General features: G+C 38.6%; 3 protein-coding genes and 1 pseudogene. 1 reads left to right on the top strand and 3 read right to left on the bottom strand.

The annotated features are described in order from the left end of the window. The 3 genes and pseudogenes from ACFIO3_RS10040 to tpiA form a co-directional block, all read right to left on the bottom strand. Positions 1 to 356 (bottom strand): annotated as a pseudogene (locus ACFIO3_RS10040) (CTP synthetase); the annotation flags it as partial. A gap of 127 nt (positions 357 to 483) precedes the next feature. Beyond that, complete coding sequence (gene secG / locus ACFIO3_RS10035; RefSeq protein ID WP_375614953.1) at positions 484 to 936, bottom strand: preprotein translocase subunit SecG; 453 nt, start codon at positions 934 to 936, stop codon at positions 484 to 486. A gap of 82 nt (positions 937 to 1,018) precedes the next feature. After that, positions 1,019 to 1,783: a triose-phosphate isomerase gene (gene tpiA / locus ACFIO3_RS10030; protein WP_375614954.1), complete on the bottom strand. Its 765-nt coding sequence runs from the start codon at positions 1,781 to 1,783 to the stop codon at positions 1,019 to 1,021. Between the two features lie 154 nt (positions 1,784 to 1,937). Between tpiA and ACFIO3_RS10025 the strand changes: the two genes are divergently transcribed. Further along, positions 1,938 to 3,695: peptidyl-prolyl cis-trans isomerase (locus tag ACFIO3_RS10025; RefSeq protein ID WP_375704393.1), on the top strand; the 1,758-nt coding region annotated here is incomplete at its 3' end.

The following is a 3,695-nucleotide window of genomic DNA, read 5'->3' as shown; positions in this document are numbered from 1 at the left end:
GTAACATGAGGAATAACTTGGACTGTTGCCCCCAAATAATCACCACGCCGCTCTCGTTCAATGATATTGCGATAAATACGCCCTGTTGTAATATTATCTTGGCTATTTGCAGAACGCCCAGTAAAACGCTCATAATGACCAAGATCAAGATCCGTTTCTGCACCATCATCGGTCACAAATACTTCACCATGTTGATAAGGTGACATCGTACCTGGATCAACATTTAAATAAGGATCAAGTTTGCGAAGACGTACGCGATAGCCACGAGCCTGTAATAACGCTGCTAACGCCGCTGCTGCGATGCCTTTTCCAAGGGAAGAAACCACACCACCAGTAATAAAAACATAACGTGCCATGGGCTTATGGTGATAAGCAATTTATAATGATTTTTCCAGCAAAAAATGCAAAAAGAAACAATTTTTCTTCTAAAATAAAAAAGGTGAAAAAATCACCTTTTTAAAAAGTCTATACTTTCTTAAAAAACTATTTTGTACTGTTATCCGGAACTGTATTTTCAAGAACCGGTGGAACTGGGCTTTCTGCTTCAGGATTTGTGGACTGTTTCTGTTCCTGCGGAGAATTCGAAGGACCTCCTAGCTGCTCAAGAATAGAAGGGGAAGACTCACCATCTGATGATGGGACTGATCCTGAGCCTTTATTGGTAGAATTCTGCTCGGAATTAACCGGTATACGCTTTAAAATATCAGAACTAGAATTTGATATATTACTCACCACGGTAAGTCCAATAGACACAACAAAAAAACAACAGGCTAAAATAGCAGTCAAACGTGTTAAAGGGTTTCGAGATCCACGAGTTTTCATCAACCCTGAGCTATTACTCACACCGAGCCCACCACCTTCTGAAGGTTGAATTAATATAATACCAACCAAAGTAATCACAATCAAAAAATGAATAACAATAAGTACTGTTTGCATAAACCCTGCTCTTCAAATAACTCTTTCATGGTTATTTACACATAAATAACACACAATCCAAGGGGTAACTCAAATTTCTCCGCTATAATTTACGATAAACATCGCAAATAGTTAAAAAATCAGTCGCTTTTAAACTTGCTCCACCTATCAAAGCACCATTAACATGAGCAATGCTTAAAAGCTCAAATGCATTGGAGGGTTTTACTGATCCACCATAAAGAAGGCGCATATTATTCCCTTCATCCCCAAAACGAGAGCACATCTCATCACGAATGAAATGATGCACTTTTGCAATATCTTCTACAGTTGCTGTATTGCCGGTGCCTATCGCCCAAACAGGTTCATAAGCGATAATGATATTCTCTGCTGTTGCATCATCTGGTAAAGATCCCTCAAGCTGCTGTGCGAGAACATCCAGCACTTTATTATTGTTGCGTTCTTCCAATGTTTCACCAATACATACAAGAGCCACAAGCCCTGCTCGCCACGCTGCTTGCACTTTGGCGCAGACAATAGCATCATTTTCCTGATACACTGTACGACGTTCTGAATGCCCGATAATAACATGACTTGCTCCCGCTTCTTTAAGCATAAAAGCTGAAATATCTCCAGTATAAGGGCCATAGTCATCAAAGTGACAACTTTGTCCTCCTAAAAGGAGATTTTCACCATCCAGCGTATCAGAAGCACGCGATAAAAGCGTTGCTGGAACACAAATTAAAGCTTCAAACAAATGACCTAGATCAGAGCTAACGCCTGTAGCAATAGCACGCAACTCTCCAAGCGATTCACTCGTTCCATTCATTTTCCAATTTCCAGCAAGAAAAGGCCGAATATTTGGAGACATATTTTCACCTCAAGAGCTATTATAATATATTATTTATCTGTAAGTACCAAATTATAAAGTGAAAGCAAGTCTTTAAAGCTTGCATCTTTCGTGTCTTTGTTGCAAATTCCGTTACTGCTTTGATAATAACTCATGTTAAAAGTGGAATTAAACAATGCTTGACATCGTAAGAAATGCTGCAAATTCTTGGATTGCCAGAATTTTCCTTGCTATTTTACTCTTATGCTTCATTCTTTTATGGGGGATACCACAGTTACACACCAAAAATGAAAGAGGCCTTATTACTTCTGGAAAATCCACAGTAACTGTCGATGATTATCGTCTCGCTCTTGCCGATCAAAGCGCACGTTTAGCACATGCCGCTCATCTTGGACGAATGTTTACGCCAAATGAAATGCAGCAATACCAAATTCCCGCTTTTGTGTTTAATCAATTACAACAAAATACACTGCTTGATGAACAAGCCCGTAAAATGAAAATAAGTCTTTCAAAAGATACAATAGCGCGTATGATTGGAACTGATAATATGTTCCAAATAAATGGCACTTTTGATAAAAATTTATTTTATAACTATCTTCAGCATTTACGTATCAGTGAAAGTGCTTTTCTTAATTATTACACCAGAAAAGAAAAGCGTAACCAAATTATTTCAGCTTTATTCTCTGATATGAAAGCACCAGATCTCTTCTATAAAGCACTTGCTCTTTATCAAGGAGAAATGCGTATCGCAGATTATCTCATGATTGATCTAAAAGAAAAGGAAATAACAGCTGATCCTGATGACGAAACACTGCAAAAATGGTTTGAAACACATCAAAATGAATTTCGTACTCCAGAATACCGCACTGTCTCTTTATTATCTATGGAACTTAATGATTTCGTAAAACCTAAAGATATCCCAACAGATGAGGCAAAAGCTTATTATACCCAAAATGCTTCACGTTTTGTAACCCCTGAAAAGCGTACATTCGAAGAACTGCGATTCCCCTCACGCGAAGAAGCCGATAATGCAGCAAAAAAAATAGCCGATGGATTGAGTTTTGATGAACTGGTAAAAGCTGAAAAAAAGACTCTTAATGACATACAAAAAGGGCCTCTCGCAGAAAATGAACTTCCTAGCCATCTAGCATCCGAAATTTTTGAACTCCAACAAGGGCAAGTCAGTGCTGTAATCAATGACTTACAGGGACCTGTTATCATTCGCATCATACATATTGAACCCTCAAGCTCTCTTCCTTTTGAAAGTGTAGAAGAAAATATTCGCCAAATACTTGCCAAAAATCGTGCTACGGATGATATTCGTAATAATTATGTAGCCATTGAAAATGCTCGTTTTGAGGGTGCTTCTCTCAAAGAGTTAGCTGACCAATACAAGTTATCTTTGCGCACGATTACCATTGATAAAACGGGGAAAACGCTTGAAGGTGCAATACTCACGGATTTACCTCAAAAAGATATTTTACTGAATGCCATCTATCAATCAAACGAAGGTGTCGATCTTGATCCTCTCTCTTTTCAAAATGGTGGGTATCTCTGGTATAAGGTCGATAAAATTATTCCTGCCCGCGATAAGACACTTGAAGAAGCTAAGCTAGATGTTCTTTCTCAATGGAAAAATGAGGAAATCCAACGTCTTCTTGATGAAAAAGCCCAAAATGCTCTCAAACAGCTCACGGAAGGAAAAAGTCTTGTTGCTCTTGCTCATACCCTTGGTGTTACAAAACAAACAACACCAGCCCTCCGGCGTCAAGATTCATCTGAAGTCCTTGGTGTTGAAGGTGTTAAAGCCTTGTTTTCTGGTCCCAAAGGTCATTATGGTGTCATAAAAGGACCGGTTGCAACAAACCGTATCATTTATCAAATAAAGACTGTAACAATGCCTAAAGATATCACGTCTCATACTCTTTCAACT

Source organism: Bartonella sp. AD328YNZD, assembly GCF_042196425.1.
Note: the sequence above shows the minus strand (reverse complement) of the source record. Positions and strands in the feature narration are given on the sequence as shown.